General features: G+C 60.8%; 27 protein-coding genes and 1 tRNA gene. 16 read left to right on the plus strand and 12 right to left on the minus strand.

The annotated features are described in order from the left end of the window. Window positions 1–684: 684 nt before the first annotated feature. The 10 genes from O4H31_RS08705 (at window position 685) to O4H31_RS08750 (ending at window position 10,268) form a co-directional block, all read left to right on the plus strand. Window positions 685–957 carry a DUF1127 domain-containing protein gene (locus O4H31_RS08705; RefSeq protein ID WP_269344869.1) on the plus strand — a complete coding sequence of 91 codons (273 nt, stop codon included), beginning with the start codon at window positions 685–687 and terminating at the stop codon, window positions 955–957. Window positions 958–1,256: 299 nt separating this feature from the next. After that, on the plus strand, window positions 1,257–2,225 hold the full coding sequence (locus O4H31_RS08710) for an ABC transporter substrate-binding protein (protein WP_269344870.1): 969 nt from the start codon (window positions 1,257–1,259) through the stop codon (window positions 2,223–2,225). A gap of 251 nt (window positions 2,226–2,476) precedes the next feature. Then, a complete protein-coding gene (locus O4H31_RS08715; RefSeq protein WP_269344871.1) occupies window positions 2,477–3,502 on the plus strand; it encodes an ABC transporter permease in 1,026 nt (341 codons plus the stop codon). Between the two features lie 8 nt (window positions 3,503–3,510). Further along, window positions 3,511–4,554, plus strand: a complete 1,044-nt coding sequence (locus O4H31_RS08720) for a quaternary amine ABC transporter ATP-binding protein (protein WP_269344872.1) — start codon at window positions 3,511–3,513, stop codon at window positions 4,552–4,554. Between the two features lie 316 nt (window positions 4,555–4,870). Further along, on the plus strand, window positions 4,871–5,746 hold the full coding sequence (locus O4H31_RS08725; protein ID WP_269344874.1) for an STAS domain-containing protein: 876 nt from the start codon (window positions 4,871–4,873) through the stop codon (window positions 5,744–5,746). A gap of 1 nt (window position 5,747) precedes the next feature. Beyond that, window positions 5,748–6,101, plus strand: coding sequence for an STAS domain-containing protein (locus tag O4H31_RS08730; protein WP_093926425.1), 354 nt, complete (start codon window positions 5,748–5,750; stop codon window positions 6,099–6,101). Beyond that, window positions 6,073–6,513: an ATP-binding protein gene (locus O4H31_RS08735; RefSeq protein ID WP_269344876.1), complete on the plus strand. Its 441-nt coding sequence runs from the start codon at window positions 6,073–6,075 to the stop codon at window positions 6,511–6,513. The genes O4H31_RS08730 and O4H31_RS08735 overlap by 29 nt, the downstream gene beginning before the upstream one ends. Further along, complete coding sequence (locus O4H31_RS08740; RefSeq protein WP_269344877.1) at window positions 6,510–7,520, plus strand: ATP-binding protein; 1,011 nt, start codon at window positions 6,510–6,512, stop codon at window positions 7,518–7,520. The genes O4H31_RS08735 and O4H31_RS08740 overlap by 4 nt, the downstream gene beginning before the upstream one ends. Then, a complete protein-coding gene (locus O4H31_RS08745) occupies window positions 7,520–8,656 on the plus strand; it encodes a sensor histidine kinase (protein WP_269344879.1) in 1,137 nt (378 codons plus the stop codon). The genes O4H31_RS08740 and O4H31_RS08745 overlap by 1 nt, the downstream gene beginning before the upstream one ends. A gap of 172 nt (window positions 8,657–8,828) precedes the next feature. Next, window positions 8,829–10,268 carry an aldehyde dehydrogenase family protein gene (locus O4H31_RS08750; RefSeq protein ID WP_269344881.1) on the plus strand — a complete coding sequence of 480 codons (1,440 nt, stop codon included), beginning with the start codon at window positions 8,829–8,831 and terminating at the stop codon, window positions 10,266–10,268. A 64-nt stretch (window positions 10,269–10,332) separates the two neighbouring features. Here the strand turns inward: O4H31_RS08750 and arsH are convergent, their stop codons facing one another. Genes arsH through O4H31_RS08765 form a run of 3 tightly spaced genes read right to left on the minus strand, consistent with a single transcriptional unit; the run spans window position 10,333 to window position 12,500 of the window. Continuing rightward, window positions 10,333–11,043 (minus strand): arsenical resistance protein ArsH, encoded by a 711-nt coding sequence (gene arsH / locus O4H31_RS08755; protein ID WP_269344883.1) that lies wholly within the window; start codon window positions 11,041–11,043, stop codon window positions 10,333–10,335. A gap of 39 nt (window positions 11,044–11,082) precedes the next feature. After that, window positions 11,083–12,141, minus strand: coding sequence for an ACR3 family arsenite efflux transporter (gene arsB, locus O4H31_RS08760; RefSeq protein ID WP_269344886.1), 1,059 nt, complete (start codon window positions 12,139–12,141; stop codon window positions 11,083–11,085). Between the two features lie 29 nt (window positions 12,142–12,170). Next, window positions 12,171–12,500, minus strand: coding sequence for an ArsR/SmtB family transcription factor (locus O4H31_RS08765; RefSeq protein ID WP_269344888.1), 330 nt, complete (start codon window positions 12,498–12,500; stop codon window positions 12,171–12,173). A 120-nt stretch (window positions 12,501–12,620) separates the two neighbouring features. Here O4H31_RS08765 and O4H31_RS08770 point away from each other — a divergent pair, with 120 nt between their 5' ends. After that, complete coding sequence (locus tag O4H31_RS08770; protein ID WP_269344890.1) at window positions 12,621–13,235, plus strand: hypothetical protein; 615 nt, start codon at window positions 12,621–12,623, stop codon at window positions 13,233–13,235. 12 nt (window positions 13,236–13,247) lie between these two features. On the opposite strand, the gene O4H31_RS08775 is transcribed toward O4H31_RS08770, so the two are convergent. Beyond that, complete coding sequence (locus O4H31_RS08775) at window positions 13,248–13,820, minus strand: TetR/AcrR family transcriptional regulator (protein WP_269344892.1); 573 nt, start codon at window positions 13,818–13,820, stop codon at window positions 13,248–13,250. 99 nt (window positions 13,821–13,919) lie between these two features. Here O4H31_RS08775 and O4H31_RS08780 point away from each other — a divergent pair, with 99 nt between their 5' ends. Then, the gene (locus tag O4H31_RS08780; RefSeq protein ID WP_269344894.1) at window positions 13,920–14,486 is read left to right on the plus strand and encodes a carboxymuconolactone decarboxylase family protein; all 567 of its coding nucleotides are present in this window, start codon (window positions 13,920–13,922) and stop codon (window positions 14,484–14,486) included. 153 nt (window positions 14,487–14,639) lie between these two features. Then, complete coding sequence (locus tag O4H31_RS08785) at window positions 14,640–15,086, plus strand: hypothetical protein (protein WP_269344896.1); 447 nt, start codon at window positions 14,640–14,642, stop codon at window positions 15,084–15,086. Between the two features lie 37 nt (window positions 15,087–15,123). Here O4H31_RS08785 and O4H31_RS08790 read toward each other — a convergent pair whose 3' ends face one another. After that, window positions 15,124–15,669, minus strand: a complete 546-nt coding sequence (locus O4H31_RS08790) for a YaeQ family protein (protein ID WP_067627384.1) — start codon at window positions 15,667–15,669, stop codon at window positions 15,124–15,126. A gap of 273 nt (window positions 15,670–15,942) precedes the next feature. Here O4H31_RS08790 and O4H31_RS08795 point away from each other — a divergent pair, with 273 nt between their 5' ends. Next, window positions 15,943–16,947 carry a glycoside hydrolase family 113 gene (locus O4H31_RS08795; protein ID WP_419723591.1) on the plus strand — a complete coding sequence of 335 codons (1,005 nt, stop codon included), beginning with the start codon at window positions 15,943–15,945 and terminating at the stop codon, window positions 16,945–16,947. 253 nt (window positions 16,948–17,200) lie between these two features. Here O4H31_RS08795 and hisD read toward each other — a convergent pair whose 3' ends face one another. The 7 genes from hisD to O4H31_RS08830 form a co-directional block, all read right to left on the minus strand. Continuing rightward, entirely contained in the window at window positions 17,201–18,478 is a 1,278-nt protein-coding gene (gene hisD, locus O4H31_RS08800) for a histidinol dehydrogenase (RefSeq protein ID WP_269344901.1), read from the minus strand. Window positions 18,479–18,491: 13 nt separating this feature from the next. After that, entirely contained in the window at window positions 18,492–19,184 is a 693-nt protein-coding gene (locus tag O4H31_RS08805) for an aspartate/glutamate racemase family protein (protein ID WP_269344903.1), read from the minus strand. Then, window positions 19,181–20,374 (minus strand): DegT/DnrJ/EryC1/StrS family aminotransferase, encoded by a 1,194-nt coding sequence (locus tag O4H31_RS08810; protein ID WP_269344906.1) that lies wholly within the window; start codon window positions 20,372–20,374, stop codon window positions 19,181–19,183. Before O4H31_RS08810 ends, O4H31_RS08805 begins: the two co-directional genes overlap by 4 nt. 14 nt (window positions 20,375–20,388) lie before the next feature. Beyond that, window positions 20,389–21,402 (minus strand): D-cysteine desulfhydrase, encoded by a 1,014-nt coding sequence (locus tag O4H31_RS08815; protein ID WP_269344908.1) that lies wholly within the window; start codon window positions 21,400–21,402, stop codon window positions 20,389–20,391. A 104-nt stretch (window positions 21,403–21,506) separates the two neighbouring features. Further along, complete coding sequence (locus O4H31_RS08820) at window positions 21,507–23,945, minus strand: GcvT family protein (protein ID WP_269344909.1); 2,439 nt, start codon at window positions 23,943–23,945, stop codon at window positions 21,507–21,509. Between the two features lie 139 nt (window positions 23,946–24,084). After that, a complete protein-coding gene (locus O4H31_RS08825) occupies window positions 24,085–25,059 on the minus strand; it encodes a LysR family transcriptional regulator (protein ID WP_269344911.1) in 975 nt (324 codons plus the stop codon). Between the two features lie 261 nt (window positions 25,060–25,320). Next, window positions 25,321–25,404: transfer RNA gene (locus tag O4H31_RS08830), tRNA-Leu, on the minus strand. A 126-nt stretch (window positions 25,405–25,530) separates the two neighbouring features. Here O4H31_RS08830 and O4H31_RS08835 point away from each other — a divergent pair. Further along, window positions 25,531–26,109, plus strand: a complete 579-nt coding sequence (locus O4H31_RS08835; protein ID WP_269344913.1) for a YqaA family protein — start codon at window positions 25,531–25,533, stop codon at window positions 26,107–26,109. Beyond that, window positions 26,106–26,573, plus strand: coding sequence for a disulfide bond formation protein B (locus O4H31_RS08840; RefSeq protein WP_269344916.1), 468 nt, complete (start codon window positions 26,106–26,108; stop codon window positions 26,571–26,573). The genes O4H31_RS08835 and O4H31_RS08840 overlap by 4 nt, the downstream gene beginning before the upstream one ends. Window positions 26,574–26,684 lie beyond the last annotated feature (111 nt).

Genomic DNA, 26,684 nt, shown 5'->3' on the forward strand with positions numbered 1-26,684 from the left:
GCTGGAACCAATGGCCCAAAACCTGCGGAACTGGTGACAAAGCCACTGGTAGAGCGCCTTATTCCCGCCGAATCAATCTTGCCCCAGCAGGGGTCGTCAGCGGGCTCATGCGAGGCGTTTCGCCGAAAGCACATCGAAACCGCAACCGGCGCGGCGAGGTGGGCCTACACGGAGCGGCCTGCCGCCTGTTTGCGGCAGACTTCATGGCCCAAAGGCGACTGCTAGTCGCGAACGTATATCTCACCAGCCTCTCACATTCCCACGAATATCCGAGCCAAAATGCGCCAAATCCGACCCTCAAAACGACATTTCAAAGCCCACAAACGACACCGCGCCGACAAGGCGCAAACCCCAGCCATAGTGCACTCTGCGCGCCGCCCCTGCGGCAGGGTGTCGCACCCCCATTTCGCCCTATTGCAATGGCCGCTCGGGTAGACCAAATGCGCCGCATGTTGATGTATGCCGTTCATAAGAGGCGCCCGCGCAAACCGGGCACGCTGCTGAACCGCCGGTAACCCCGGTCGGACAGGCCGATCCGCCTGTTCGGACCATTGGGGTTCCAACTGACTTTCCGGATCACACTCGGGATGAGACCCACACAACCGACCCGGCCCGGCCTTTTGGCACTGACCGTCGTCTTTTGCGGATCCTTCCTTTTACGACCTTTCTGATATGGAGCATGCCATGCATTTCCGCCTGCTGAAGAACACCAACCAGATCGCCGGGATGCCCGGAACCGCCTTTAACGGCACCATCGGTCAAGTCGCCAACGCCGAGGGTCTGGCCCTTGTCGCCATGCTGCGGCGTGCCCTGCGCGACACCGCGCGCCGTTGGGAGCGCAACCGCACGCTGTCGACGCTGAACGCGATGGATGACCGTCTGCTGCAGGATATTGGCCTGAACCGCAAAGACATCCCCCAGCATATCCGCGACATGGAAAAATTTTCCCGCCGCTGAACAGCTCCACCCGCGCCCCGCTTGAAGGGTCGCGGCGGCCCTTAATTATATGGCGTCCAGCATGGGGGCGCCGATCATAACCACACCGCGCCAAACCCGGCGCGGTGCCCGAACTTGCGTCATCCTCTCGGCAATCGTGTTGCACAGGGGCGCGCGATTTGTTTTCTTATCTCCAGCAAACCCGACCATCGAAAGCTGCCGCGCCCTATCGCGCGACCGGCTTCTTCTTGATGCAAAGGGACAAAGATCAGCGGTGCGCGCCTGCGCGGAACTGCGGATACACTAGAGGAGATATCACTATGAAACGCTATTTGCTTGGCACGGCCTTTGCCGTTGCAACCCCGATGGCCGCCGCCGCTCAGGACTGCGGCGAAGTCTCGATCGCGGAAATGAACTGGGCGTCGGCACAGATCGTCACCGCCGTGACCGAATTCCTGCTGGTTCAGGGCTATTCCTGCGACGTGACCGTGGTCCCGTCGGACACCACCCCCGCCGTGACATCGCTGTCGGAAAACAACGAGCCGGACATCGTGCCCGAACTGTGGCCGAACTCCGCCGGCGACGCTTACAAAAAGCTGAAAGCGGACGGCAAGATTGTTGAGCTGACTTCCGTGCTTGATCCCGGTGGTGTCGAAGGCTGGTGGGTGCCGACCTATCTTGTGGAAGAGCATCCCGAGCTTGCTACCATCGAAGGCATTCTGGAAAACCCCGAACTGGTCGGCGGCATGTTCAACAACTGTCCCGATGGCTGGGGCTGCCGCATCGTGAGCGACAACCTCGCCCGCGCCTATGACCTCGAAGGCAACGGCATCGAAGTCTTTGACCACGGCTCGGGTGAGACGATGGTGACCTCGATGGCGTCGGCCTATGAAAGCAAAGAGCCATGGTTTGGCTACTATTGGGCCCCAACCACGCCGCTGGGCAAATACGACATGACCAGCGTCGATCTGGGCGAATTTGACGAGGCCGCGCACAGCGCCAACCAGAACGCCGACAACCCAGAGCCCAAGCCTTCGGCATTCCCGACGGCACCGGTTCTGACCGTGATGACCAAGGATTTCCACGACAACAATCCTGAAATCGCGGAATTCATCGGCAACGTCTCCTTCAAGACCGAAGAGATGAGCAAGCTGCTGGCATGGCAGGGCGAAAGCAACGCTTCGAATGAAGAAGCGGCTGTTTACTACCTGCAGAACAACAAGGACGTCTGGGCCGAATGGCTGAGCGACGACGCCCGTGGTAACCTGTCGAAGCTGCTCGACCAGTAAGACAGACTGACAAAACGGCGGGCGGGGAACTCATCTGGGTTTCCCGCCCGTTTGTTTCAGGATCGGCGGCAAGACTTACGTCTTTTCACACCGACTGCGCCGCGGCCCCCGGCCTATTGCGCAGTTTCTTTGCAAGGACATAGGTTTGATTTGCCGCCTCTGTATGGGGCAGCCGACACCGCGCAGACCGTGCGGCGCACCGGCCCCCTCCCCAAAAGTAGACGGTCTGATGCAGACCGGGAAAGCGACAGATGGCGACTTACGATAACTTCTTTGACCAGCTCGGCCTGCGCGGCTGGTGCGGCGATGACCAAGGCGGTGGGCTTAGCTCCATGGCCGATCTCATGGGGCAAGCGGGCGGTGATACCGACACGACGCTCTGGGACACGCCCTTCCCTTCGCTGGATGCGCTGCACGACAGTTGCGATGCCATCCCGCAGTCGCGCGACCTGACCCAAGGGTTGGAGCAAGGCTTCCTCGCCATCAAGGACAATCTTAAAGTTGTTGTCGACCCATTGACCCAACCGCTAAGTTGGGCACTGGAAAATGCGCTTTGGCTTATGCAGTCGGTGCCGTGGTTCGTGATGATCCCGCTTTTGATGGCGATCACCTATGCCGTGGGCCGCTCGCTGAAATTGGTCGGTCTGGTCGCGCTGGTCTTTGGCTTCCTCGCCTTTATCGACTTTTACGAACACACCATGCAGACGCTGGCGATCATCTTTGTCTGTGCCTTTATATGTGTGCTTTTGGGCGTGCCCATTGGCATCGCCATGTCGCGCAGTGACCGGGTGCAGCGCACGATGATCCCGATCTTGGACATGCTGCAAACCCTGCCGCCCTTCGTCTACCTGATCCCGCTGATCTTCCTCTTCTCAGTCACAGAGCCCAAGCTCTACGGCATCGCGATCATCCTTTACGCCATCGTGCCGGTGGTGCGTCTGACCGACCTTGGCATCCGTCTGGTCGATCAGGACGTGATCGAGGCCGCAGACGCCTTTGGCATGACCAACCGCCAAAAGCTTTACAAGGTGCAGATCCCGCTGGCGCTGCCCAACATTATGGCCGGTGTGAACCAAACCATTATGATGAGCCTTGCGATGGTCGTTATCGCCTCGCTCGTTTCGGCCCCCGGACTGGGTGTGCTGGTGCTGCGCGGTATCCGAAGCCTTGAGTTGGGTGTCGGTCTTCTGTCGGGTCTGGGGATCGTCCTTTTGGCGATCATCCTTGACCGGGTCACCAAAGCCGCGCTTGCGCGGATCAATGCATCGCAGAAGTGAGCCCAGCCATGACAGACGATATCAAAATCTGCGTTCGCAACCTCTACAAAATCTTTGGCGATGACCCACAGGGCGCGCTGGAGAAGGTGCGCGGCGGCATGAGCAAGGCCGATCTTCAGGCCGAGACCGGCCATGTGCTGGGCCTTAACAATATCAACGTGGACATGCCTGCGGGCAAGACCACGGTGATCATGGGGCTTTCAGGCTCGGGCAAATCGACCCTGATCCGGCACCTCAACCGCCTCATTGACCCCACCTCGGGCGAGGTGATCATGAACGGGGAGAACATCCTCGACTACAACGAGCGGCGCCTGCGTGAGATGCGCAAGCACGAGATGTCGATGGTGTTTCAGAAGTTCGCGCTGCTGCCGCATCGCACCGTGTTGGAGAACGCCGGGCTCAGCTGGGAGATCGAAGGCAAGAACCGTAGCAAATACGCGGCTGAGGCCACCAAATGGCTGAACCGCGTCGGGCTGGAAGGTCAAGGAGAGCAGTACCCCGCGCAGCTATCAGGCGGGATGCAGCAGCGTGTCGGCATCGCCCGTGCGCTCACGTCGAACTCTGACGTGATGCTGATGGACGAGGCGTTCTCCGCGCTCGACCCGCTGATCCGCACCGACATGCAGGATCTGCTGATCGAGTTGCAAGAAGAGCTGCATAAGACCGTGATCTTCATCACCCACGATCTGGACGAGGCGCTGAAACTGGCGGACCATCTGGTGATCCTCAAAGACGGGTTCATCGTCCAACAGGGCGAGCCGCAGCATATCCTGCTGAACCCCAATGATCCCTATATCGAAGCCTTCGTCAGCGATATCAACCGCGCGCGGGTGCTGCGGGTACGGTCGGTCATGGAGAAGACTGACGTACCGCCCGCGGATGTGGCCGGTGAGGTTGATTTCGACGACACGCTGGAAAGCATCATCGCGGTTTCCGGTGGGGATACGACCAACAACTACCGCGTCATGCGCGAAGGCAAACAGGTCGGCGTGCTTCATATGCGTGATCTGGTTCGGGCGCTGGTCCCGCGGCATCCCGGCGAGGCGGCGTAAGCCGCCTCCCCCGACTAAGAGACAGTCATCGCCTGCCTGCGGGTGGGCGATGCGACGGGGGCTTTCCCTTTAGGGTTGAGCCCTAGGGCCTATTCACGCGGGTCTTAGCCCTCCAATCCCCCCCTTTCAAACTCATAGGCGATAACCCAAGGTCGATGGCCTGCCCCACCCCCGCCGCGGCAGGCAAAAAGCGGTCATAGTCAATCACATGACGCGCACCCGATGGCGCATTGCCGCCGATCAAAATCCCTGCGTCCTATTGACACTTGGCCCCACGATTGGCCTATGGGAGATGAAATAAACACTGGGGTTCAAGATGCCGCAATCTGCTACGGCCAATATTCTGACTGTTCTCGACACCGATTTCAAAGGTATCATTGAGGAGTGGCTGGGAACGCAGGTCAAAGAAGGCGTAAAGCGTTCTGACCTGTTCTCTGATGCGGAGAGCCGGAACCAGAACCGCGAATTGCTTAAAGCCTTTTCCAAAGGTGTGCGCGATGGCGTCACCGGCGAAGATTTTGACTTTGACGACAACCAATGGGACGACCTGCGCGCCGTTCTGGCCGATGTGAGCCGTGAGCGGGTCAACCGCGGCGTGACCCCAACCGAGATGGCAACCTTTGTGCTGGCGTTGAAAGCGCCGCTGTTCAAACGGCTCGAAGCGATGCAAGACAGCGAACACGGCGTCTTGATCCGCGACGTGATGCTGGTCACCCGTCTGGTCGATGCCTTTGCCATCTACACCAACGAGATTTTCATTCTTGAGCGTGAGCAGATCATCGATCGTCAACGCCAAGAAATGCTGGAACTGTCGACCCCCGTGGTCGAGCTTTGGGACCGCGTCCTAACCCTGCCGCTGATCGGCACGCTGGATTCCGCCCGCGCCCAAGAGGTTATGGAGAATCTGCTTCAGACCATTCTGGAGCGTCAGGCCGAAGTGGTCATCATGGACATCACCGGCGTTGGCACCGTCGATACGCAGGTGGCGCAGCACTTGCTACGCGCCGCCGCTGCCGTGCGTCTGATGGGGGCCGAGTGCATCATCAGCGGCATCAGCCCGATGATCGCGCAGACAATGGTGCAGCTTGGCATTGATGTCGGCACCGTTTCCACCCGGTCGAGCATCCGCACCGCCCTGTCGGACGCGCTGCTGACCGTGGGCTATGTGATCAAGAAGACCGAGGGCCAATAAGGTGGCCGGTGTCACGTCGATTAATCTGGTCGAACATGCGCTCCTCGTTTCGATACAGGATGACATCACGGACACCGAGATCTTGGAGCTTCAAGACCGGTTGTCGACCAAAATATCCGAGAACCGCGTCGATGGCGTGATCCTTGATATCTCAGCGCTTGAGATCGTGGATACCTTCGTGGGCCGTGTGATCGCCCAGTTGGCGGGGATATCCCGCCTGCTGGCGGCGGATACCTATGTTGTCGGCATGCGCCCCACGGTGGCGGTCACGCTGGTCGAGCTTGGCATGTACCTGCCAGAAATCCGCACCGCATTAAGCCTGACCCATGCCCTTGCCCAGCTACGCCGCGTTTGACGAAAAGGACCTAGGGGCGCAGGTTCTTCTCTCTCAGTTCAAGCTAAATACCAGCGGTGACGCGGTGACGGTGCGCCAAGCCGTGGCGCGCTACATGAAAGAACACGGCGCCTCGGCGCTGAATGTCACACGGTTCGCCACCGCCGTCAGCGAAATCGCCCGCAATGCGATCGTTCACGCTGGCGGAGGTGAATTTTCCATCTATGTCGATCCGAAGGCCAAGCAGCTTAGCGTGGTTTGTTGGGACAAGGGACCGGGGATCGAGGACGTGGAACTGGCCCTGACGGACGGCTATACTTCGGGCGGCGGCCTTGGCCGTGGTTTGGGCGGTGCACAGCGGCTGGCCAAGAAATTTGAAATCCGCACCGCCGTCGGCGGGGGCACCAGCGTGATGATGAGTGTGAACCTATGAAACAGTGGGTCGAAGTTCAGGACCAAAGCGCCATCGCCGTGGTCCGCCGCGCCGCACGGCGTCTGGCCGCCCAGCACGATTGGCCGAAACACCGGACTGACGAATTGGCCATCGTCGCCACCGAAGCCACGACCAACATTCTGCGCTACGCCGAGAAAGGCCGCGCCCTGATCAATGCCCCGGCCGAAGGCAAGGGCGACAAGATCGTCATGATCTTTACCGACCGGGGCCCCGGCATCAGCGATATGGATCACATGTTCCAAGACGGCATGAGCAGTGGCGATTCCGCCGGGCTGGGCCTTGGCGCGATCCGCCGTCTGTCGGATGAATTCGACATCTTCAGCGGGTCCGAGGTGGGCACCACCATCGTTTGCAGCTTTGCCAAAGACAGCCCCCCCTGCGCGACCCATGGGGTCGAGGCCGTGGGCCTGCGGGTCTGTCACCCGAACGAAGAGGAATGCGGCGACGACTATCTGCTGCGGCAAACGCCGAAAGCCACTGATATTCTGGTTTGCGATGGCCTGGGCCATGGCCCCGAGGCCGCAGCCGCATCGCTGGAGGTGACAGAGGCCGTCACCGCCACCCGTAGCTTCAACAGCGAGCCGGGTGCCGTGATGCGTGAGGTGACCGAGCAATTGATCGGCAAGCGCGGCGCGGTGGCGGCCCTTGTGCATATCGCACAGCCACAGATGGTGCTGCGCTATGCGGCCTTGGGCAACATCGCCACGCTGCGGGTGCGCGACGGCGATATCAAACGCCTGCCCGTCCGCGACGGCCGGATTGGCGCACGCGCCACGCGGGGCTATGAAGAGACCTTTGACCTTGAACCAGGGGATCTGATGATCCTGCACAGTGACGGGTTGAAAACCCTGCGCGACAGCTATCTTCCACAGGGTCTATTGTGGAGATCCCCGCTCTTGATCGCTGGCTTCCTACTCGACCGGGCATTTCGCGGGCGGGATGATGCCTCCATCGTGGTCATACGCATTGCACGGGGCGCGGACTGATGAAAGCTACGAACCTCACCTCGGTGAACCTTGAAAAGGGCGGCGATATCGCAGCCCTGCGCCAGATCGCCCTGACCCTGACCGAGGCGATGCACTTCACCGCATTCGAGCGGACGCGCACCGTCACTGCCGCTGTGGAACTGGGCCGCAATGCGATCGAGCATGGCCAGAAAGGCCGCGCGCGGTTTTCGCTGACGGATGTGAACGGCAAGCCAGCCTTAGGCCTGACGGTGATCGATCAGGGGCGCGGCATCGAGAAAGAGAAGCTGGACCCCGCGCGCGACATCGTATCCGAGACCGGCATGGGGCTGGGCCTGCGCGGCGTGCAACGTATCGCGGCCCGCTTTGATGTGGACACTGGCCAAGAGGGCACGCGGGTCCATGCGGAGTTTCTGCTGCCCGAACCGCAATGCGCTGTTGAACAGATCAAGGCTGACGCCCTCGCGGCGCTGGAGGCCTATAACGCCAAAGACCCGACCGCTGCGCTGACCGAACAGAACCGCGAGTTGAGCGAAGGCATCGCCGACCGTGACCTCTTGATGCAGGAATTGCACCACCGCACGGGCAACAACCTTGCCCTGATCGTGGCGCTGATCCGGATGAGCAAGACCCAAGCCAAAGAGGACGAGACCCGCCAAGTGTTGCGCGAGTTGGAAACCCGCGTGGGTTCGCTCTCCAAGGCGCATGAGTTGATGCAACGCTCAACCGACAGCACCGACCTTGATCTGGCGGATATGCTGGATGAAGTCGCGAAAAACGCCGAACGCGCCTTTACCGGGGATCGTCAAAGCATCGCGATCAAGCTGATTTGCCCCAGCCTCAAGATGGACAACAAACTGGCTGTCGACATCGGGCTGATCGTGGGCGAGTTGATCACCAACGCCTATAAACACGCTTTCAAAGGGCGCGACAAAGGGGTGATCACCATTGAGGTCACCCAAGAGGACGACGAAGGTCTGACGCTCAAGGTCTATGACGACGGGGTTGGCCTGCCTGAGGACGCCAAACGGCCCGAGCGGTCGGATTCACTCGGCTGGCGAATGATCCGCACGCTGACGTTCCAGCATGAAGCGACGCTGAAGGTCGAAGGACAAGACGGGCTTTGCGTCGAGATCCGTTTCCCGGCGCAGGATTAATCTCCCCCCGCCCCCCGTGGTTTTCCGCCGCCGCACCAGTCTTTTTGATCAAAAATCACCTCTGAACTTTTCCGCCCCGTAAATTTGTCCTAGGCATATCGGGAGCCGGCGATTCCCGGACACTTCTAAGCGGCAGCCAAGACGCCCGCTTGGCCAATAACGGAGACAGAGCATGATCGAAAAACGTGATTTCTATATCGACGGTAAATGGGTCGCCCCGCTTGAGGGCAGTGAACATAAAGTCATCAACCCGTCGACCGAAGAACCCTGCACCGTGATCTCGCTCGGCGGGCCGAAGGATGTGGATGCTGCCGTTGCTGCCGCCAAGGCAGCCCTGCCCGGCTGGATGGCAACCGCCCCCGAAGAGCGTATCGCGCTGATGGAGAAACTGGCCGAGGTCTATAAGTCCCGGACCGAGGACATGGCCCAAGCGATCAGCACCGAGATGGGCGCGCCCATCGAAATGGCGCGCAGCTCGCAATGGGGGGCGGGTTATAGCCACCTGAAGAACTTCATCAAAGCGGCGAAAGACTTCAAATTCGTGAAGCCCTTGGGCGATCACGCGCCGAACGACCGGATCATCCATGAGGCGGTTGGCGTTGTGGCGATGATCACGCCGTGGAACTGGCCGATGAACCAAGTGATGCTGAAAGTGGGCGCCGCGGTCGCCGCGGGCTGCACCATGGTGCTGAAACCCTCCGAGGAAAGCCCGCTGAGCGCGGTGATCTTTGCCGAGATGATGGATGAGGCAGGCTTTCCCGCCGGTGTCTTTAACCTTGTGAACGGCGACGGCGCGACCGTGGGCACCGCCCTGACCGGCCATGAGGACGTGGATATGGTCAGCTTCACCGGCTCCACCCGCGCCGGTATCGCGATTTCCAAGAACGCGGCGGATACGCTGAAAAAGGTCCATCTGGAGCTTGGCGGCAAAGGCGCGAACCTTGTTTTCGCCGATGCCGACGACAAGGCCGTGAAACGCGGCGTGTTGCATATGATGAACAACACCGGCCAAAGCTGTAACGCACCAAGCCGGATGATCGTCGAAGCCAGCGCCTATGACCAAGCGGTCGAGACGGCCGCCGAAGTCGCCAATAAGGTCGAAGTCGGCCCCGCCAGCGAAGAGGGTCGCCACATCGGCCCTGTCGTGAACGAGGCGCAATGGGGCAAGATCCAAGACCTGATCCAGAAAGGCATCGACGAAGGCGCACGGTTGGTTGCCGGTGGCACCGGACGGCCAGAGCATCTGAACCGCGGTTTCTACGTCAAACCCACGGTTTTTGCTGATGTGACGTCCGACATGACCATCGCCCGCGAGGAAATCTTTGGCCCCGTCTTGGCGATCATGAAGTTCGAGGATGAAGATCAAGCCGTCGAGATGGCCAATGACACGGTCTACGGCCTCACCAACTATGTCCAGTCCAGCGATGGCGCGCGGCGCAACCGTCTGGCGGCCAAGCTGCGGTCGGGCATGGTTGAGATGAACGGCGAAAGCCGTGGTGCCGGATCGCCCTTTGGCGGCATGAAACGCTCGGGCAACGGGCGCGAAGGCGGCGTTTGGGGGATCGAGGACTTCTGCGAAGTCAAAGCCGTTTCGGGCTGGTCCAACGACTGATCGCTTTTCAGCGTAGCAAGATGCGGCAGGGCCAAGATTGGCCCTGCCGTTTGCGTTTTGGCGGTCAGATCGCCTTTTGGTTCACCCGTTTGGAAAGCTCCGCAGCGCTTTCTTTTCGTTCGCTATAGCGGTCGAGCAGATAGTCCTTGTTATCGCGGGTCAGCAGGGTGAACTTCACCAGTTCCTCCATCACATCGACTACCCGGTCATAGAAGGGCGAGGGTTTCATCCGCTCATCCTCGTCAAACTCCAAAAAGGCTTTGGGGGTTGAGGATTGGTTGGGAATGGTCAGCAACCGCATCCAACGGCCCAAGATGCGCAACTGGTTCACCGCGTTGAAACTCTGCGAGCCGCCGCTGACCTGCATCACGGCCAAAGTCTTGCCTTGGGTCGGGCGCACCCCGCCGAGCGACAGGGGGATCCAGTCAACTTGGGTTTTCATAACGCCCGTCATCGCCCCGTGACGTTCGGGCGAACACCAGACCATACCTTCGGACCATTGCACCAGATCGCGCAGTTCCTGCACCTTGGGGTGCTCCGGTGCGGCATCGTCGGGCAGCGGCAGCCCCGTGGGGTTAAATGTCCGCGTCTCGGCCCCGAGGCGGATAAGAATGCGGGCGGCTTCTTCGGTCATCAGGCGGCTGAAGGACCGCGGGCGGAGCGAGCCGTAGAGCAGCAGAATGCGCGGGCCGTGGGTGGCGCGCTCGGGCGACAGCAGGCGGGCATCGTCGACGGGGTTGAAGTGGTCTTCTTCGATGTTCGGCGTATCGGTCACGGGAATTTCCTTAGGCGGCAGTGGGTTATCGGGTGAGGTTCACTTAGAGGCGGGAAACCAATGCTGCGTGCGGTTGGCAAAGGCCACGAGCGACAGCATAACCGGCACTTCGACCAAGACGCCCACAACGGTGGCCAAGGCAGCACCCGACCCCAGCCCAAAAAGGCTGATCGCCACGGCGACGGCCAGTTCAAAGAAATTCGAGGTGCCGATCAACGCGCAGGGTGCGGCGACATTATAGGGAATACCCCAAGCCCGCGCCGCGCCATAGGCGATGAAGAAGATGCCGTAGGATTGCAGCAACAGTGGCACGGCGATCAGCGCGATGACGAGCGGACGGTCAAGGATCACCTCGCCCTGAAAGCCAAAGAGCAGCACCACGGTCAGTAAAAGACCCATGATCGCAAAGGGTTGCACGCGGTCCTTAAAGGCGTCGACCGCCGCTTCGCCGCCTTTGGCCACCAACCGCTCACGGGTGAAATAGCCCACCAACAGTGGCAGCATGACATAGAGCCCGACCGAGATCAGCAGCGTGTCCCAAGGCACGGTGATGTCGGTAACACCTAAAAGGAATGCTACGATCGGCGCGAAGGCGAAGACCATGATCACATCATTCACGCTGACCTGCACCAGCGTATAGGTCGCATCACCACGGGTGAGGTTGGACCAGACAAAAACCATCGCGGTACAGGGCGCGGCCCCCAACAGGATCACCCCCGCCAGATAGGCCTGCGCATCATCCGGTGGGATCAACCCGGCGAAGACGTAGTTGAAGAACAGCACCCCAAGGGCGGCCATGGTGAAGGGCTTGATCAGCCAATTGACCACCAGCGTCACCACCAGCCCTTTGGGCTTGTCCCCCACCTGCCGCAGCGCCCCGAAATCGACGCCAACCATCATCGGAAAGACCATGGCCCAGATCAGCACCGCCACCGGCAGGTTGACCGAGGCGACCTCAAGCGCGGCCAGTGCGCCAAAGGGGTTGGGAAAGAGATTGCCCAGCAGCAGCCCCGCGCCGATGGCCAGTGCCACCCAAAGCGAGAGCCAGCGTTCAAAGGTTCCAAGGCCAGCGGCGGCAGGTTGTGCAGTATCGGTCATGGCAGTCTTTCGTTCGTGGTTTTCGGGGGTTAGCAGCAGGTCAGTTCGTCCAGCAGCGGTTGGCAAAGTTCTGGCTGCCCGCCGCAGCAGTCCTCCAAAAGGAACCCCAGCAGAGCGCGCAACCCGTTCATATCGGCGAAATATCGGATGCTGCGCCCTTCTCGGTTGCTGCGGATCAAGCCCGCACGGGCAAGCACCGACAGATTGGCAGACATTGTGTTTTGCCGCACGTTCAGCACGGTGCCGATCTCTCCGGCGGACATCCCCTCGCCCCCCGCTTTGATCAGCAGGCGAAAGACATCCAGTCGGGTCGGTTGGCCCAAGGCCGCAAAGGCTAGGAGAGCGTTTTCATTATCCATATATCGTGAATTATTGATATAACGGCGGCAGGTCAAGCGCCGCGTCAATCCCTGTGCAACGAAGCGCCGCCCCGCGCGTTGGTCTGGCGACCCCGGCAGCACTCGTAAGGAAGACAAAGGATGCTTGATTGGATTGCAGAGAATTCCGGCACGTTGCAAGTGGCGGTCAGCCTTTTTACGGCGGTAGTCTGGCTGGCCTATCTGCATATCCTATGGCTGAATTTTCGGCGGCAGAGACAGGCGGTGATCCTGATCAACCGCTCTATCGCGCGAGACGAAAACGCCCATTGTTTCGTGACCAATATGGGGGCCGAGCCGATTTACTTGCTCGAAGTTATGGCGCGGGTGGTGACGGAGGATAAGACCTATCACGTCAAGGTCACCGAACGCGAAGAAGTGGCGCTGAACGATGTGGAAAACCCCCTGACCCGCACCAATCAAGGGCCGATCAAAAGCGGTGAATTCATCGACATCGGCAGTTTTCTCGATCTGTTGCGCCGCGCCGAGGCGCGCATCGGGACCGAGGGCCTGTTCGATAAGGTCCGTCAGATGGACCTCACTGTCGCGGCTGCGGATGGCCATACCACCAGACTGATCGCCGCGCGGCATGAATTTCGAGCGGAATGGAAGGACGGCAAGCCCTATTTCGTACCGGAACGGATCATGGCGCATCAGATCCGCAATATCTTTCAACGGCGCAAGATCACCGCCATGTTGGAAGAACAGATCGAATAGCGCCGCCCCAGATTACAGCCGTTCCAGCCCTTCCGCGATTTCGCGAGCGATGGCATGGGCGTCGATACCCTCCCGCTCGGCCGAGACGCGCAGGCCCAGCAGATCGCTTTGATAGCGCCGGGCCAGTGACTTTGGATCATGTTCCGCCGCAATCTCTCCGTCCCGCTGCATCTGGGCAAAAAGTGCTGCGAACTGTTCCTCCATCCCCATGAGATGCGCGCTGGCCCGTTTCGCCAACGGGTGCCCATGCGCCTGTAGCTCCAACAAAGTCTTGGACAGCATACAGGCTTTTGCCGGGGCCTCCTGACGGCAAATCGCCAATTCGGGATAGCGTTTCAGGGCTGCCATCGGGCCGTGGGCTTCGACCAATTCGGCCAAGCGCCCGGCCCCATCCTCAGCGTATTTGTCCAAGGCGAGCTCAAACAGCGCCTCTTTCGACCCGAAGGCCGCGTAGAAACTGCCGGGCTTCATTTTCAGGACCGCTTCAAGATCTTTCAGCGATGTGCCCGCCCAGCCCTGCCGCCAGAACAGATCGCGGGCGCGGTCGATCAGCTCGGCTCGGTCGTGGTTCGGTTTGCGGGGCATGAGATCACCATATGTTGAACGATCACTCAAATATATACTTGAGTGATCGCTCAAGAAAGCCTAAATGACGGATATCGACGATTTACAAAGGTAGAAATCATGACATTCCCGTCCCACGACCAAGACTCCGCCCCCGAAGCCTCCAAGCCACTGCTGGCGGAATCGCAAAAGGCCTTTGGCCGCCTGCCGGGTCTGCACAAGGTGCTGGCCGAAAGCCCGCAAGCATATGAAGGCTATCAGGTCCTGCACAAACTTTTCACCGAGACGGATTTCGACGCCGAAGAGCTGACTGTGGTTTGGCAGTCGATCAACGTCGAGAACGAGTGCCACTACTGCGTGCCCGCCCATACCGGCATCGCCAAGATGATGAAGGTCTCGGACGAGATCAGCGACGCGCTGCGCAGTGAAACCGCACTGCCGACGCCGAAGCTGGAAGCGTTGCGGACCTTCACCGTTCAGATGGTGCGCAACCGGGGCTTTGTCTCCGACGCGCAGATGCAGACGTTCTTTGACGCAGGTTACAGCCACCGTGCGGTGCTGGACGTGATCCTTGGCATGGCGCAGAAGACCATTTCGAACTACGTCAACCACGTGGCCGAAACCCCGGTCGACGAAGTTTTCCAGCCGCTGGCATGGAAGCGCGGCGACAACAAGCTCGACGTTTAAATTGAAAGGCGCGCCCATAGTGGCGCGCCTTTTTCTATCCGCTTTGGCCCCTCGGTCCGGCGCTTTCCCCTACCTCCACTGACAAAGCATAGCGCCCGCGCCATCCGGCTGCGGCCGCGCCGATGTGCTGTCCTTTTGCAAGAGACTTTGCTTATGCCCCTCAAACAAACCGTCCCCACGCTCCTGCTGGCCGGGCTCGCGGGCGAGATCGCCTTCGAGCTTTATGCTTGGTTGGTCTCTCCCCTCCTCTTTGGCGTCGCACTCGCCCCGGCGAACCTTGTGGTTGCGCTTGGCAAGATCGCCCTTGGGATCACCCTGCCCTATTGGCTTGGCTTCGCGCTGCATATCGCGCTTGGAATCGTCGGCTTCTCGGTCTTTGTTTGGCTGGTGCACTGCCTGACGCGGCTTGGGCTGGCCCTGTCGGGGGCGCTGTCGGGGCTTGTGCTGTGGTTCGTCGCCCAAGGGCTGCTGGCCCCGGTGGTGGGGCGCAGCTTTATGATGGATTTCGGGGCCTACACGCAGTCGTCTTTTGTGGGGCACGTCGGCATGGCCATGGTGATCGGCTATACAATTGCCCTGCTGCAACGCCGCGCAGCCTGAAGAAGCGGTGGCAGCTGGATTGCCCCGCTGCCGCCTTTTATCCGGCGGTTTTCCATCGGTCGAGCGTGAGCGTCACCAGCGCCTCGTCAAGGTTCACCGTCACCTCGCCGTCTTGGATCATCACCTGAAGCTTCATCGCGCGGCTGGCCATCTCCGCCAGCGCCTTGGTGTCACTCTCGGCCAGGTTCACTACGTCGAGGGTGTCAAATCGGGTGGTGCCGTTCTTGACCTTGTCCCACCAGATCTCAGCCGATTTGCCGCCATAGGGATAGACCACGACCTTGGCAGCCTTGTTGCAGGACTGGCGCAGGACTTTCTCACTGGGCAGCCCCAGCGTGATCCAAACGTCCAACTCTCCGCTCAGGCTTTTTTGCCAGATGTCCGGCTCATCATCCGTCGATAGCCCCTTGGTCATTTCCAGATGCTCATGCGCGTTGAGGGCAAAGGCGACGAGCCGCACCATCAACCGCTCATCGGTTTCCGAAGGGTGTTTGGCGATGGTCAGCTTGTGGGTCTCATAATAGTGGCGGTCCATGTCGGAGACCGAAAGCTCGACTTTGTAGATGGTGGCATTCTGCGCCATGATATGTCTCGTTTTCCAAGGTAGGGGCTGCCTACGCGGTTGAGCCGACCGGGGAAAGGGAATAGTCCTTGGACGCTGCGCGCGTTGGTATGCGCGACTGCAATCGTTCAGCGGTTTCGCGAGATTGCTTTTGGTCGGCGCCTGCCACCATCAGAATTACAGGCCCGAATTGCAGGTCCCCGAATAAAGCCCCCGAAATACAGCCCCCCGAAGGCCCCGCCTGTCACCTACGATGCCGTTGTGCGGCGGGGGAAGTCATCCTACCTTGCCCCTATGATTAAGCGTCGCACGTTTCTTTGGGCCCTCGGCTCTACCGCGCTCACCGCGACGGGAGCGTTTCCCCAAAGCAGCAGGGACGAGGTTCTGCGCGGGTTCAACCTTATCGAGACAACGAGTGCCCCCTTCGGAAGCCAAGCCGCTGCGCTAAGCATCGCTCAACTGCGAAAGACGGGCGCGACGGCGGCAACGGTGATCCCGTTTCTATGGCAACCCGCGCCCACCTCCAGCGCCATCGTCATGGGGGACGCGCTGCCCCATGACAGGATCGCCGCCGGGATCGCGCAGTTGCACGCAGCCGGGCTGGCCGCCATCGTCAAACCGCATGTCTGGGTGCCCGAAAGCTGGGCGGGCGCCATCGCCCCCGCGGCGGGCACCGAAAACGATTGGCACGCGGCCTATGAACATTCCCTGCGCGCCATCGCGGTCACCGCAGAGCAAAGCCGCGCCGAGGTGCTGGTCCTCGGCACCGAATTGCGCGGCGTATCGGGGGCAGCGACTTGGACGCGCACCATCGCCCGGCTGCGCGAAGTGTTCAGCGGTAAAATCACTTATGTCGCCCATGGCGCTGACGAGGCCGAGAAGGTTACGTTCTGGCCGCTACTGGATGCCGTGGCGGTGTCGCTCTACCCCGTCTTGGGCGCAGCCGGAGCGACCGCCGACTGGGATCGCGCCATCGCCAAAGAATTGGACCGGGTCGAGGCCGTCGCGCGGAAACATGCCAAGCCGATTTGGATCGCCGAAATCGGCATCCGCTCTGCCGAAGGGGCGACCGAGCGCCCGTGGGAAAGCGCCGAAGAACGCGCAGCCCCCGCCGACATGGCACTTCAGGTCGACGTCTTGCGCCGCTGGCTCCGCGCCCTTGAGGCACGGGGCATCCCGGACCTATGGGTCTGGCGCTGGTTCACCGACCCTGAGAGCGGCGGCGCGGAAGACACTGATTTCACCGTACAAAACAAGCTGGCGGAGGAGGTTATCGCGGATTTCTGGGGCAAGGGGTGAGCCAAAAGTCCCGGCGATGCTCTCAGGCTCCACGGGGCAGGCTCGGCCCACCTAAATGCCGAACAAAAGCACAAAGGCGAGGGCCGCGCCGAGCAGGAAAACGGTTTCGACCACCAGAATGATGCTGTAGCTGGGTTTGACCTTCACGACCTTCGCCAGACTGGTTTTCACCCCCAAGGCCGCGATGGCGTTGACCAGGCACCACCGGGATAGCTCGTTCAGCAGAACGAGGACTGCTAAGCGCGGCGCGGCGTCAGGCTGTCTGCTGTTTCAACCGAAGCTCGGCAGAACGGGCATGGCCTTCCATCCCCTCCATCCGGCTGATCCGCGCGGTGCGCAAGGCCAGCTCATGCGAGGCATCGGCATCGCAGCGTTGCCATGTCACGGTCTTGGTAAACTTGTGCACGGAGAGCCCCCCGGTATAGCGCGCAGCCCCACTGGTGGGCAGCACATGGTTCGGCCCCGAGGTTTTGTCGCCGAAAGCGACCGTGGTCTCCTCTCCCAAAAACAGCGAGCCATAGGCAGAGAGGCGGTTGAGCCACCACTCGAGGTCTTCGGCCTGCACCTGAAGATGCTCCGGCGCGTAGCGGTCGGCCACTTGGGCGGCCTCCTCGCGGGTGTCGCACAAGACCACCTCGGCCCGTTCGGCCCAAGCCACCCGCGCGGCGCTGGCGTTCGGTTCGGGCAGACTGTCGATCATTTCGGGCGCGCGCTGCAACACGGTTTCCGCCAGTCTGCGGTCGGTCGCGACCAGCCAAACCGGGCTGTCGGCCCCGTGCTCCGCCTGACTGACCAGATCCCATGCCACCGTTTCAGGGTCCGCGCTGTGATCGGCGATCACCAGTGAATCGGTGGGTCCGGCGAACATGTCGATCCCCACCGCGCCAAACAGCATGCGCTTGGCCTCTGCCACATAGCTGTTGCCGGGACCGACGAGGATATCGGCAGGCACACCGCCAAACAGCCCCATCGACATGGCAGCGACCCCCTGCACCCCCCCGAGGTTCAGGATCAGGTCCGCGCCGCAAAGGTCCATCGCAAAGATGATCGGATCGGGAATGCCGATGCCGGGGCGCGTGGGCGAGCAAGCGGTGATATGCGGCACGCCCGCAACCTTGGCGGTGGTGATCGTCATCAGAGCGCTGGCGATATGGCTGTAGCGTCCGCCGGGCACATAGCAGCCCGCGCTTGAGACGGGGATTTGCTTTTGGCCTGCAATTAGCCCCGGCATGATCTCGATTTCGCAATCACCCATCGTCGCCTTTTGCGCTTCGGCGAAGCGGCGGATGTTGGCATGGGCAAAGCGGATATCGTCCTTGAGCTCTTGCGGCACCCGCGCAGAGGCAGCGGCCCGTTCCGCGGCAGAGACCACGATATCCCCGTCCCAGCCGTCAAGGTCGCGCGCATAGTCCCGCACGGCAGCCTCACCGCCCTCTTCGATCTTAGCGAGCATCTGAGCAACCACACCGCGGATGTCTTTGCCCTCAACCGCCGGGCGGGTCTCGACTTGCTTCAGATACGTGATCGCCATGGGCTTACCTCAGTTAGAATTGGGAATGTCGATAGATCGCCTCGGCCAGCACGTCGATCGTGTCGAGGATCGGCACGGGGGCGGTCAAAGCGGGGGCCAGCAACGAAAACTCTGAGCAGGCGATGAACAAAAGTTCGGCCCCCTGCGCGGTCAATTCGGTCGCCGCCTCTGTAAGCGTCTGCTGCGCCTGTGGGATGATCCCCTGCGCCTTGATCAGCCGGATCGCGGCCAACATGCCCTCGGCATCGGCGGGCCAGAGCGCCGTCAGCCCGGTCCGGTCCAGGGCTGCGTCAAACACCCCGACCATGCGCACGGCAGGAGAGGCGAGAATCCCGACGGAGGCGCCTGAGGGAAGCTGCCCCGCCGCGCGGTCGACCGATAGGGTCACCATGTTCAGGAAGGGGATCGAAACCGCCGCCTCAATCGCCGGGGCGTAGTAATGTGCCGTGTTGCAGGGCATGGCGAGGGCCGTGGCCCCTGCCCGTTCCAGCCGCTGTGCCATCGCGGCCAGCACCGGGGCGGGGTCCTTCCCTGTTCCCTCGATCAGATGGGCGATGCGGGAGGGCACTTGGGGGTTCATGTCGATCAGCAGCGGCAGGTGATCGGCGTCGTCTTGGGCATTGATGGTGCCAAGCACACGCTGCTGCAGCAGGATCGTCGCTTCGGGCCCCATGCCGCCCAATACGCCGACGACCGGGCGGCTCATGATGCCACCTCATCCACCGCGTCGCAGATCAATTCAGCGATCAGCGCGCAGTCGTCTTGGGAAAAACTCAGCGGCAAGCGCATGTCGAAGAGCGTCGCCATGATGCGGTCTGTCTTGGGCATGTCCTGCGCTGGAACATAGCGCCAAGATGGATGCGCCGAGGTGAAGCCAGCAGGCTCTTTCGCGCCGAACCATTTGAGTTCCACGCCCCGTGTGGCTGCGGCATCGAGCAAGGCGCGGCACTGTGCGGCGGTGAAATCCGGCAGGCGGAACTGGATTGAGGAACCCACATGCGTTTCGGCGAAGGGTAGCTTGATGGTTGTAACGCCGTCCTGCGCTTTCAGCCTCTCCTCAACCTGCGCATAGCGGGCGTTCCAGCGGGCGATATTGCTGTCGAGGTCGGCAAGCTGCGGACGCAGGATCGCGGCGCGCAGCGCGTCCATCCGGGCCGAGCAATTGGGCATGTCGTAGCGGGCATCGGCATAAGCCTCAGGATCCGGCCCGGCCCCGTGGCGTTCATAGAGCATGTAGCTGCCCGACAGGATCGTGGCGCGGGCGGCGATTGCGGCGTCGTCGGTGGTCAGAAACCCGCCTTCGCCGGAGTTCATGTGTTTGTAAGTCTGGGTCGAGAAACAGGCCACTTTGCCGAAATTGCCGGACCGAATGCCGTTCCACTGCGCGCCCATCGTGTGCGCGCAATCCTCGATCACCGTAACCTCTGCCGCGTCACAGATCGCCATCAGACGGTCCATGTCACACAGATGCCCGCGCATATGCGACAACAGCAGCACCCGCGCGCCCGAACTTGCGATTTTGGCGCCTAGGTCATCAAGGTCGAGCCTCAGGTTCTCGTCGATCTCGACCAGCACAGCATCAGCGCCCACCGCCCGGATCGCGCCGGGCACCGGGGCCAGCGTATAGGCGTTGGTCAGCACCTTGTCCCCCGATGCCACGTCGCAGGCGCGCAGGGCGATTTGTAACGCCTGCCCGCCCGAGGTGACGGCAAGGCAGTAGCCGCTGCCCTGCCAATCACGGTATTCGGCCTCAAGCTGGGCCACTTCCCCAGCCTCCCCCGGCGCGAGGTTATACCGGTGCAAGCGGCCTGACTGTAGCACCGCGACCGCCGCCGCGATGGCCTCTTGGGAAAGCCCCTCTTGCTGGGTGAAACTGCCAGTAAACTTGCGCGCCACTTAAGCTGCCTTTCTTACAGGTTGACCCAGCGGTTGGCGGTGTCAAAGGCGAAGTCATAGCCGCTCAGAGCCGCCGCGCCGCCGGTGTGGAGGAAGACCACACGTTCGTCCTTAAACGTGCCTTTGCGGGCGAGATCAATGAGACCCGCCGCCCCTTTGGCAGAGTAGCATGGATCAAGCAGGATGCCTTCAAGCTCGGCAAACATCTGGATCGCCTCAATGCCGCTGTCGGTTGGGATGCCGTAGCCTTCGCCGACGTAATCGGTGTTAGCCATCACATCCTCGCGCTTAACCACGCCCGCGCAACCCAGCTTTTCAGCGGTTCTGCAGGCGAGGTCATAGACCATCTGCTCTTGCTTAGGCTGTGGCGCGCGGGTGCCGATGCCAAGCACAGGGATCTGGGCATTCATCGCGCACATCCCGGTGACCAGCCCCGCCTGCGTGCCGGATGAGCCGGTGCCGTGCACAAGCCGGTCGATCTTCATGCCGGAGGTATTCACTTGGCTCAGCAGTTCAAACGCGCAGTTCACATAGCCCAAAGCCCCCGTGGGGTTCGAGCCGCCGCCGGGGATGATATAGACCTTGTGGCCCTCAGCGCGCTTCTTTTCAGCCGCCTTTTCCATCTCGCCAGGCATATCGTGGCCCCCGGGGAATTTCTCGGTTGTGGCACCATGCAGGTGGTCCAGCAGCACATTGCCGTTGGTGTTGTAGTTGGTATCGTCATAGCCGGTGCGGTCTTCCAGCAGAATATGGCAGGCAAGGCCTAGCTTGGCGGCAGCCGCGGCGGTCTGGCGGCCATGGTTGGTCTGGGTCGCACCTTGGGTCATCACCATGTCCGCGCCCTGTTCGATGGCCTCGGCCATCAGGAATTCCAGCTTGCGGGTCTTGTTGCCGCCCGTGGAAAGGCCGGTGCAATCGTCACGTTTGATCCAGATTTCCGTGCCAAGCTCTTTTGACAGGCGTTTCATATGCTCAAGCGGGGTTGGCAGATGAGCAAGGTGGACGCGGGGAAAACGAGAGAGGTGCATGGATAATCCTTGTCGTAGCTATGGGTGTGCAGCGGGGTGCATTGCCGCTGGTTGACCTTGGTGCGAGACGGGGGCCAGCGTTGCACCGGCCCCTGCCCATCATGTTATCCGCGCATTAGCGCATAGGAAGGATCATATGGCGAGGGATCGATCACTTCGGTGCCAACGATTTCCCCATAGAGATCAAGCGGGATTTGCGTGCCGGGCGAGGCCAGCGCCGGATCGACAAAAGCATAGGCGAGGTTCATGCCCACCCGGTGCCCCCAATCGCCTGAGGTTACGGTGCCGACGACCCTCCCGTCTTGCATGAGTGAGGCACCGCCATGGGCCGGGGCATGGGTCGCGTCGACCTTGAGCGTTACCAGTTTTTTGCGCGGCCCTTCTTCCATGCGCTTGCGAAGCGCCTCCTTCCCAATGAAATCGGCGTGCTTTTCGGGTTTTACGAAACGGTCCAGCGCGGTCTCAAACGGGTCGAACTCGGTCAGCAGGTCAGCTTTCCAGTGCATAAAGCCTTTCTCCATCCGCATCGATTCCACCGCGCGGGCGCCGAAGAGCTTAAGGCCATGCGTCTTGCCAGCCTCGCGCAGGGCCAGATAGGCGGCATAAAGCGCGTTGTTTGGCACGTGGATTTCATAGGCTAACTCGCCCGAGAAACTGACGCCTAGCACCGTGGCAGGGGCAAAGCCGATGAAACATTCGCGCAGGCTGAGCCATGGAAACGCCTCTTTCGACCAGTCGCCGCGCGCACAGGCGCTGAGCACATCGCGGGCCTTTGGCCCGGCGAGCACGAGGATCGTTTGGTCATTGGTGAGGCTGCGGATTTGCACATCTTCGTCGTCGCGCAGATGCAATTTGAGCCAGTCCATGTCGTGATATTCGCTGGCGGCTGCCGAACCGTACCAGACCCGCTGCGGGCCGCGGTCCGAGGCGGGCAAGTTGGCGACTGTGGCCTCGCCTTTGACCATGCCGTGGTGGTTCAGCAGGTAGCCCAAGCCCACACGCCCATCGCGCTTGGTCACGGCGCCGCAGAACATCCGGTCCAGAAACCTGTGGCGGTCGCTGCCGGTGATCTCAAACCGGTTGAAGCCGTTGACCTCGCAGAGGCCGACATTCTCGGCCACGTTCCTCACTTCAGCTGCGACCACGTCGAATGCCTCGTCGAAGTCAAAGCTCAAGGTTGGGTGAAAGTCCGGCGACGGCTTGATGTAATCGACCCGCTCCCAACCGTTGACCACGGTGAACTCGGCCCCTTCGGCGGCCATCACCGGGGTCAGCGGCGTGGTCTTGGCGGGTCGCGCAGCGGGGCGATGCTCATGCGGGAAGTGGAAGCGGAATTCGTTCTGGTAATCTTCGATGGCCTTGAGCGCCGTCAGTTCCACATTGGCGTGCCCGGTGAAACGGCGCGGATCGATGACCCAAGTGTCATACTGCGCCTCGCCATGGACGATCTGCTGGGCCAGCAGCCACCCGTGGCCGCCGCCCTCGCCCAGTCCTGCACGCAGGCCGATGATGCAAAAGGCGTTGCGCTTGCCGGGGATCGGACCGACCAGCGGCGCGCCGTCGATGGTATAGGTGATCGGTCCGTTGACGATGGAGCGGATGCCGGTTTCGGCCAGTGCGGGCATGCGCTCAAAGGCGCCATCGAGCACGTCCATGACCCGCTCAAGATCATCCGGGCACAGGGCATTGACGAAATTGGGGTCGATCCCGTCCATTCCCCATGTCTTGCATTCCTGCTCATAAAAGCCGACCAGCAGGCCGTTCTTTTCTTGGCGGCTGTAATAGTCCGAGATCGGACAGCGCAGCAGCGGCATCCGGTGACCGGCCTCGGCGATGGCGGGAATGTCTTCGGTCAGAAAATACTGGTGCTCCATCGAGGCGACGGGGTGATGCACTCCCATCATGCTGCCGACCTCATTCACCCGGTAGCCGCAGGCGTTGACCACGATATCGCAGTCGATGTCGCCATGTTTGGTGTGGACCGTCCAAGTGTCATCTTTGTGCTGCGTCAGGGCGGTGACCGGCGTGTTGCGATAGACCTCAGCCCCGGCCTTGCGCGCGTGAAAAGCCAAAGCCTGACAGAGCTGGGCCGGATCAATGTCACCGTCGAGCGGATCCCAAAGCCCGCCCAACAGGTTCTCGGTTGAGATCAGCGGGTGACGTCGGGCGCATTCTTCGGCGTCGATGACTTCCAAATCCACATCCATGCCCCGCGCCATTGATGAGAAATGGCGATAGCCCTGCATCTGCGCTTCGGTATTGGCCAGTCGAATGCCGCCGTCGGCGTGGTGGTAGTTGATCGGATACTCCGGGTCTTCGGATAAGCGCTTGTAAAGATTTATCGAATGGGTTTTCAGCCCAACCATCGTCTGATTGGCCCCAAAATTCGTGACCTGCGCCGCAGAATGCCAAGTTGTGCCCGACGTAAGCTCATCACGCTCGACCAAGACGGCATCTGTCCAGCCTTCTTGTGTGAGATGATAAAGCGTCGAGCAACCGGCAATACCGCCGCCGATGACAACCACTTTGGCCCGCGATTTCATGGGGTGCGCCTCCGATAGATACTGAGGTCAGAGGGCCAGAGAGAGGGTAAAACCACAAACGCTAATGCGGGTGTTGGAAAAAATCGAAAGATAGTTTCGATAGCTTGATTAGACCTTGAAGCGGCAATGGCCCTGCCCTCTACTCTATCAGTTGGAAACTCTCTGCCAACCAAGGCGTGGTGGCGTGCAGGGGCTCGATCACATGCTGACGAATGAGGTCGCGCATCTCAGCATCAACCAGTTCGACGACAGAACGCGAACAATCCGGCGTGGTCATCAAGGCTAATGTCCGGGCAAAAGCCTTGCCCGGAAAGCGGTGCATGCGCAGATCGCCATGAAACCGCGCGGCGCGGGAAAACAACAGCGGGGTTGTGATCGTCCAGCCCGCATTTGTCGCCACCATCGCCATCAGGGTCTGGTTGTTGCTGCATTCGAACCGATGCGGCGACGAGACCCCCAAACGCCGCAAGTGGGTGTCAATCTGCCGGGCGATCATCAGGTTGCCGGAAAACCGCAAAAAGGGCAGCTTTGCCCTGCCCTCCATAATCTGTGAGAGGGTTTCCGACGCGAGACGAGGCAGAACGATGATAAAAGGGTCACGCAGAAGCGGGCGCTCTTGCAGGTCGTTGATCGTTTCTCCCGGCGCGGTGCATATGCCGAGATCAAGCTGGCGGTTGCGCAGCATACCGATCAGATCGTGGCTGACCCCGGTATGATAGCTGAAATCGCAGCTGGGCATCGTCTTGGTCAGGGAGACTGCCAAATACGGCACGATATCGCTCTCCAAATCTTCGATCGCACCGATCCTAAGGAAGCTCGCGTCGGCGACGCTGCCGGCGGAGACCTCGGCCTTGGCCTTGCGGATCGTGCGCAGCGCCTCGTCGATTTTGCGCGCAAAGACCTGCCCTTTGGGCGTCAAGACCATCGGACGCCGGGCATGGTTGAAGAGCTCAACACCCAAGTGGTCCTCTAAACTGCGTAGGTGATGCGACACGGTGCTCACCGTCAATCCTGCATCCCGCGCAGCGGCTTGCAGCGACCCTTCCTTGGCACAGACTTGAAACAGTTCGAGCGACTTCAGGCTGATATCTCTGGCGGCTTTGGTCCGAGCCATGGCGGCGTCCTATTCCTGATGACCCTGCGCTAAGGTGTAGCATTGTTTGAGATGATAAATATCAAAACTTCACAGGGCACAGAGGTTCTTCTGAGGTTGCCCGAGCTGTAAAAGTCTCAGGCCCTACGAAAACTACGAACCAGCGCAGCCCAGAAATGACCGATGTCTAGAACAAGAACGTGGAAGCAGATAGCATGACCAACGCGGAAAACGACGATTTGATAGAGCTACGATTTTCACGGAAACCTTGCTGAAACAAGGTGGTACCCAAGGCCGGACTCGAACCGGCACGCCTCGCGGCGGGGGATTTTGAATCCCCTGCGTCTACCATTCCGCCACTTGGGCACGTGGGGCGATGTAGCCTGCAAAAGCGCGTGGGGCAAGTGGATTTTCATCCTGTTTCTGCACAGCGTTGCGCTTGACCTTGGTCGCGCGACATGGTGAGGCATATAAAACAGCCGGAGCCCCCGAATGATCCGCCGCCTTTATGACTGGACCCTGGGCTTGGCCCAACATCGCCATGCCCTCTGGGCGCTTGCCGTTGTCGCTTTTGTCGAAAGTTCTTTCTTTCCAATCCCCCCTGATATCCTGATGATTCCGATGATCATCGCGCGGCCCAACCGCGCGTGGCTGATCGCGGGGGTGGCGCTGCTGGCCTCCGTTCTGGGCGGGCTTTTGGGCTATGCCATTGGCGGGCTGGCTTTTGAGAGCCTTGGACAGCCGATCCTTGCGAGCTTGGGTAAGGCGGATGCCATGGCGGAATTCTCGACCCGATTTAACGATATGGGCTTCTGGGCGGTGTTGGTCGCGGGGGTCACGCCCTTCCCCTACAAGGTCATCACGATCATGTCGGGCTGGACCGGGATGCCGCTGGGCACCTTTATCATGACCTCAATCCTTGCCCGTGGGCTGCGGTTCTTCGTGGTGGCGGGGCTGCTGTGGCGCTTTGGCGCACCGATCCGGGATTTCATTGAACGGCGCTTGGGTTTGATGTTCACATTGGCCGTCGCCCTGCTGATTGGCGGCTTCATGGTGGTAAAGGTTCTATGACAGGTAAGACTTTGACTTCGCTGGCAACACTCGGCTCAGCCGCGCTGTTGCTGGGTGCTTTTGGTTTCCAGCATCTGGGCGGCTACGCGCCTTGTCAGATGTGCCTTTGGCAGCGGTGGCCCCATGCGGCGGCAGTGCTGATTGGGGCGATCGTGCTCTTTGGCGGGCCGCGCGTGCTGGCATGGCTGGGGGCCTTGGCGGCGGCGGTGACGGCGCTGATCGGCGTTTACCACGCGGGCGTCGAATGGGGATGGTGGCCGGGGCCGAGTTCCTGCACCGGCGGTGGCATGGACTTGGGCAGCCTTGACGGCGGGTCGCTGCTTTCCACCGAAGGCCCGAGCGGTCTAGTCATGTGCGATGAGATTGTCTGGCAGTTTCTGGGCTTTTCGATGGCGGGTTGGAACGCGATCTTCTCTTTCGTCTTGGTCGGTCTTTGGGTCGCCGCGGCGCGCAAAGCGGCCTAACCAGCAAAGAACTGACAAACTGGAAGAACTTTCTTTCAGTTTGTTAAAAACGCCCCCGAAACGGTCAGTTTGACGGCTTGCCGTTAGACAGATGCGCGGATTATCTGAGTT

This window comes from Sulfitobacter dubius (assembly GCF_027214245.1).
Lineage (GTDB): Bacteria > Pseudomonadota > Alphaproteobacteria > Rhodobacterales > Rhodobacteraceae > Sulfitobacter > Sulfitobacter dubius_A.

Coding starts and splice junctions, on each gene's coding strand:
- O4H31_RS08740 (WP_269344877.1), top strand. CDS start 6,510: ATGAAACAGTGGGTCGAAGTTCAGGACCAAAGCGCCATCGCCGTGGTC.
- O4H31_RS08720 (WP_269344872.1), top strand. CDS start 3,511: ATGACAGACGATATCAAAATCTGCGTTCGCAACCTCTACAAAATCTTT.
- arsB (WP_269344886.1), bottom strand. CDS start 12,141: ATGACCGATACTGCACAACCTGCCGCCGCTGGCCTTGGAACCTTTGAA.
- O4H31_RS08790 (WP_067627384.1), bottom strand. CDS start 15,669: ATGGCGCAGAATGCCACCATCTACAAAGTCGAGCTTTCGGTCTCCGAC.
- O4H31_RS08820 (WP_269344909.1), bottom strand. CDS start 23,945: ATGAAATCGCGGGCCAAAGTGGTTGTCATCGGCGGCGGTATTGCCGGT.
- O4H31_RS08805 (WP_269344903.1), bottom strand. CDS start 19,184: ATGAGCCGCCCGGTCGTCGGCGTATTGGGCGGCATGGGGCCCGAAGCG.
- O4H31_RS08795 (WP_419723591.1), top strand. CDS start 15,943: ATGATTAAGCGTCGCACGTTTCTTTGGGCCCTCGGCTCTACCGCGCTC.
- O4H31_RS08745 (WP_269344879.1), top strand. CDS start 7,520: ATGAAAGCTACGAACCTCACCTCGGTGAACCTTGAAAAGGGCGGCGAT.
- O4H31_RS08765 (WP_269344888.1), bottom strand. CDS start 12,500: ATGGATAATGAAAACGCTCTCCTAGCCTTTGCGGCCTTGGGCCAACCG.
- O4H31_RS08715 (WP_269344871.1), top strand. CDS start 2,477: ATGGCGACTTACGATAACTTCTTTGACCAGCTCGGCCTGCGCGGCTGG.
- O4H31_RS08710 (WP_269344870.1), top strand. CDS start 1,257: ATGAAACGCTATTTGCTTGGCACGGCCTTTGCCGTTGCAACCCCGATG.
- O4H31_RS08725 (WP_269344874.1), top strand. CDS start 4,871: ATGCCGCAATCTGCTACGGCCAATATTCTGACTGTTCTCGACACCGAT.
- O4H31_RS08735 (WP_269344876.1), top strand. CDS start 6,073: ATGCCCTTGCCCAGCTACGCCGCGTTTGACGAAAAGGACCTAGGGGCG.
- O4H31_RS08835 (WP_269344913.1), top strand. CDS start 25,531: ATGATCCGCCGCCTTTATGACTGGACCCTGGGCTTGGCCCAACATCGC.
- O4H31_RS08705 (WP_269344869.1), top strand. CDS start 685: ATGCATTTCCGCCTGCTGAAGAACACCAACCAGATCGCCGGGATGCCC.
- O4H31_RS08840 (WP_269344916.1), top strand. CDS start 26,106: ATGACAGGTAAGACTTTGACTTCGCTGGCAACACTCGGCTCAGCCGCG.
- O4H31_RS08815 (WP_269344908.1), bottom strand. CDS start 21,402: ATGCACCTCTCTCGTTTTCCCCGCGTCCACCTTGCTCATCTGCCAACC.
- O4H31_RS08775 (WP_269344892.1), bottom strand. CDS start 13,820: ATGCCCCGCAAACCGAACCACGACCGAGCCGAGCTGATCGACCGCGCC.
- O4H31_RS08785 (WP_269344896.1), top strand. CDS start 14,640: ATGCCCCTCAAACAAACCGTCCCCACGCTCCTGCTGGCCGGGCTCGCG.
- O4H31_RS08825 (WP_269344911.1), bottom strand. CDS start 25,059: ATGGCTCGGACCAAAGCCGCCAGAGATATCAGCCTGAAGTCGCTCGAA.
- O4H31_RS08750 (WP_269344881.1), top strand. CDS start 8,829: ATGATCGAAAAACGTGATTTCTATATCGACGGTAAATGGGTCGCCCCG.
- O4H31_RS08770 (WP_269344890.1), top strand. CDS start 12,621: ATGCTTGATTGGATTGCAGAGAATTCCGGCACGTTGCAAGTGGCGGTC.
- hisD (WP_269344901.1), bottom strand. CDS start 18,478: ATGGCGATCACGTATCTGAAGCAAGTCGAGACCCGCCCGGCGGTTGAG.
- O4H31_RS08780 (WP_269344894.1), top strand. CDS start 13,920: ATGACATTCCCGTCCCACGACCAAGACTCCGCCCCCGAAGCCTCCAAG.